This is a genomic window from Gordonia desulfuricans NBRC 100010 (genome assembly GCF_001485495.1).
Classification (GTDB): domain Bacteria; phylum Actinomycetota; class Actinomycetes; order Mycobacteriales; family Mycobacteriaceae; genus Gordonia; species Gordonia desulfuricans.
In genome coordinates this window covers 1-4093 of the sequence record NZ_BCNF01000032.1, presented here as the reverse complement: position 1 = coordinate 4093, position 4093 = coordinate 1, and the positions used below count along the sequence as shown (strand labels likewise).

Below are 4093 nucleotides of genomic sequence, written 5' to 3'. Positions count from 1 at the left end.
ACTACCGAACGTCACCACCTCGGCTGTGGCTACCTTGGAGCGCAAGCAGAGAGGTTTCGACGGACGGGCGGCCTCGCTGCGCGAGGACGACCTGCTCAACCACCGATAGGGCGACTCAGGGCTCGATCGGGCCCGGCTGGGGTTTACGGGGGCCGGGGCCCTGCGCTCTGACCGGACGATCGGGACTCAGGGTTCGATCGGGCCCGGGTGGGGTTTACGGGGGCCGGGGCCCTGCGCTCTGACCGGACGATCGGGACTCAGGGTTCGATCGGGCCCGGCCCGGGCCCGACATTGCGCGACTCGCGCAACCGCAGGTCCTGCACGTAGTCGGCGGGTGCGCCCGCGATCTCGGCGGCCTCGGCCATCACCCCCAGATAGCGCGCCGACGGCAGGCCACCCTCGAAGGCGTCGAGCACATACAGCCACGCCAGGACACCGCCGTCGGCGGTCTGCACCCGGGTGCGGATCTTGCGGTGGATGCCGAGCTCGGAACCCTCCCAGCGATCCAGATTGGCCTCGTCCTCGGTGGTCACGTCGTAGAGCACCACGAACACCTTGGCCGTCGGATCGTCGCGGTCCTCGGCAACGGTGGCCAAAGAACCTTCCCAGCCGATGTCCCCGCCGCCGAAGGTCAGTCGCCAGCCGTGTAGCCACCCGGTACCCGACATCGGAGAGTGCGGTGCACGCTCGGCCATCTGCTCGGGGTGCATGTTGGAACCGTAGGCGGCATAGATCGGCATGTAGGTTCTGACCTGCACTTTCCCGCCGAACCGGGGTCCGGACTGATCGACTGCTCATCGGTGTGGCCACACGGACCACACATGATCGTATTACGACGACGGCGCTACGGTGTGGGCGTGACGGCCCACGCGGTGATGAACGAACTCGACGCCCTCGGCGATCGGCACCGCGCGGAGTCGGCGGCGGGGTTCTTCAAGACCGGCCCCGGACAGTACGGCGAGGGCGACGAGTTCATCGGGGTGCCGGTGCCGCAGCAGCGCATGGTGGCCCGCACCCACCGCGACCTGCCGGTGTCCGAGCTCGACCGGCTGATCGCCTCGCCGATCCACGAACACCGGCTCACCGCGGTGCTGATCGCCGCCGACCAGATGACCCGTTCGACCCGTCACGGCGACGACGCGACCGCGGCGCGGATCGTCGACTGGTACCTCGCCGCAGCACGCCGTGGCCGGGTGAACAACTGGGACATCGTCGACGCATCGGCGGCACCGATCGTCGGACAGTGGCTGTGCGACCGGCCACGCGATCTGCTCACCGAACTGGCCGGCGTCGACGATCTGTGGCTGCGTCGGATCGCGATGGTCGCCACCCACGCATTCATCCGTGCCGGCGACGCCTCGACCACCCTCGAACTGGCCGTGCGATACCTCGCCTACCGAGAAGACCTGCTGCAGAAGGCGACCGGCTGGATGCTGCGCGAGGTGGGCAAGCGTGTCGACCCGGCACTGCTCGTCGCATTCCTCGACGCCCACGCCGCCGGGATGCCGGCGACGATGCTCGGGTACGCGATCGAGCATCTGCCCGCCGAGACCCGACGCCACTACCGTACCGCCGACCACCGCCGGTTCACCGGTGCGTTTCACACCGCCGGTTCACCGGTGCGTTCCACACCGTCGGTGTGCGGGGACTAGGTTGGTACCCGGCGCATCACAGCGGATACACCAACCAGCCCCCTGCATGTCCATGGTGATCCCGACGACATGGCTGCCGGTCGCGTCGACCATTCGGACGTTGCCGGCCCCGGGGCCGACACGTAAGGAGTGGCATGACCAAGATCGTGATCATCGGCGGAGGCCCGGCAGGCTATGAGGCGGCCCTGGCAGCGGCGGCCTACGGTGCCGACATCACGGTGATCGACTCGGACGGCATCGGCGGCGCCTGCGTCCTGTGGGACTGTGTGCCCTCGAAGACCTTCATCGCCTCCACCGGTATCCGTACCGAGGTGCGCCGCGCCGCGACTCTGGGCATCGACCTGCATTCGGAGGATGTGGTGGTGACGCTGCCGCAGATCCACCAGCGTGTGCGGGATCTGGCCTTCGCTCAATCCGCCGACATCCGATCACGCCTGATCAGCGAGGGTGTGCGGCTGGTCTCCGGTACCGCCCGGCTGGAATCCACCCAGCTCGGCGTGTCCACCCACGGGGTGGTGGCCACCCTGGCCGACGGCACCACCGAACGCTACGAGGGCGACGTGGTGCTGATCGCCACCGGCGCCTCGCCGCGGGTCCTGCCCGACGCGATGCCCGACGGTGAGCGCATCCTGACCTGGCGTCAGCTCTACGACCTCGAGGAGCTGCCCGAACACCTCATCGTCGTCGGTTCCGGTGTGACCGGCGCCGAGTTCGTGCACGCCTACACCGAACTCGGTGTGAAGGTGACCCTGGTGTCCAGCCGTGACCGTGTGCTCCCGCACGAGGACGAGGACGCGGCCCTGGTGCTCGAGGAGGCCTTGTCCGAACGCGGTGTGACCCTGATCAAGCATGCCCGTGCCGACAAGGTGGTCCGCACCGGCGACACGGTGACCGCGTATCTGGCCGACGGTCGCAGCGTCACCGGATCGCATGTGCTGATGACGGTGGGCTCGGTGCCCAACACCGCCGACCTGGGGTTGCAGACCGCCGGGGTGGAGACCCACCGGGGTGGCTACATCACCGTCGACCGGGTGTCGCGGACCTCGGTGACCGGTGTCTACGCGGCCGGTGACTGCACCGGGCTGTTCCCGCTCGCCTCCGTGGCCGCCATGCAGGGCCGGATCGCGATGTATCACGCACTCGGTGAGGGTGTGAGCCCGATCAAGCTGAAAACCGTTGCGTCGGCGATCTTCACGCGCCCGGAGATCGCGACGGTGGGTGTCTCGCAGACCGCGATCGACGCCGGGGAGTACCCCGCCCGCACGGTGATGTTGCCGTTGTCGACCAACCCGCGCGCCAAGATGAGCGGACTGCGGCGTGGCTTCGTCAAGATCTTCTGCCGCCCGGCGACCGGTGTGGTGATCGGCGGCGTGGTGGTGGCCCCGACCGCGTCGGAGCTGATCCTGCCGATCGCGGTGGCGGTGCAGAACAAGCTCACCGTGTCGGATCTGGCGTCGACGTTGTCGGTGTATCCGTCGCTGTCGGGGTCGGTGACCGAGGCGGCGCGTCAGCTCGTCCGCCACGACGACCTGGACTGATCGCCGGCGTGCACAGGCACGTCCACACCCCGCCACCGGCCCGGTTCCGGCGGTAGTCTCACCTGGATCGGGTGGGGACACGAGGGGGATGCGTGTGTGGGACGAGGCCAGGGGCGCCGGGGAGAACCTGCGGCGGGCACACGGGGAGCGGCACGGCGCCGGCGGCGCCGAGACACCGTGGTCGCAGCTGGGCATCGGTGAGGTGCTCGGCATCCTCGAGACGATGGACGGCGGTGCCGCACGCGGCGACGTGGAGGCCCTTCGTGCCGCGATCGCCGCGGTGCGGGCCGTCGCCCGCGGGCTGCGCACCGCCTTCGGTGACGACCAGCTGATCGGTCTGGCCGCGAACTCGGCGGTCGATCGGGCCGCATCCCTGGCCGCACAGATCGACAGCGGTGTGGACACCGTGGAGACCGGTGCCGATGCCATCGAGTCGGCGTCCGGGGTGGTCGCCGCCGCCCAGGGGAACATCCCATGGCTCCGGGAACAGCAGCAGCGTCTGCGCGATCACCCGGACACCGCCGCATCGATCCGGTCGGCGATCTCCGCCACCATGTCGGGCAGTTACAGCTCGCCGATGATCGCGGTGTCGGGCAGCCTGCCGTCTCCGGTCGCGCCGGGCGAGGACTCGGTGTTCACCGGGGTCGGCACCGGCGGGGGAGACCCGACACAGACGTCCGGGATCGGTGGTGGCGGCGACGATCCCGGCGGGGGACGCGGACAATCGGGTCTGCTCACCGATACCGACGGCCCGGACGGCGGCGGGCCCGGCGGTTCGGGACCGTCGACCACGACGACGGCCACCCCCGCGGGCACGGTACCGGTCCCGGCGGTCCCCGCCGTTCCGTCGGCACCCGGTGGTGCGGGGCCGTCGGGGACCGGCCGCGGTGATGATCCCGATGT

At 69.9% G+C, this 4093-nt stretch carries 3 protein-coding genes and 1 pseudogene; 3 read left to right on the top strand and 1 reads right to left on the bottom strand.

Features of this window, described 5'->3' with window-relative positions:
- Positions 1-257 precede the first annotated feature (257 nt).
- Positions 258-740 (bottom strand): gamma-glutamylcyclotransferase family protein, encoded by a 483-nt coding sequence (locus GD1_RS04935; RefSeq protein WP_053777893.1) that lies wholly within the window; start codon positions 738-740, stop codon positions 258-260.
- Between the two features lie 117 nt (positions 741-857).
- Between GD1_RS04935 and GD1_RS04930 the strand changes: the two genes are divergently transcribed.
- From GD1_RS04930 to GD1_RS04920, 3 genes and pseudogenes are all read left to right on the top strand, one after another.
- Positions 858-1652, top strand: coding sequence for a DNA alkylation repair protein (locus tag GD1_RS04930; RefSeq protein WP_244882524.1), 795 nt, complete (start codon positions 858-860; stop codon positions 1650-1652).
- 134 nt (positions 1653-1786) lie between these two features.
- Positions 1787-3190, top strand: coding sequence for an NAD(P)H-quinone dehydrogenase (locus GD1_RS04925; protein ID WP_020791097.1), 1404 nt, complete (start codon positions 1787-1789; stop codon positions 3188-3190).
- An 88-nt stretch (positions 3191-3278) separates the two neighbouring features.
- Positions 3279-4093: pseudogene (locus GD1_RS04920) on the top strand (hypothetical protein); the annotation flags it as partial.

Excerpts from the sequence above, each read along its gene's own strand:
- GD1_RS04925 (WP_020791097.1), top strand. The coding sequence starts at position 1,787 with ATGACCAAGATCGTGATCATCGGCGGAGGCCCGGCAGGCTATGAGGCG.
- GD1_RS04935 (WP_053777893.1), bottom strand. The coding sequence starts at position 740 with ATGCCGATCTATGCCGCCTACGGTTCCAACATGCACCCCGAGCAGATG.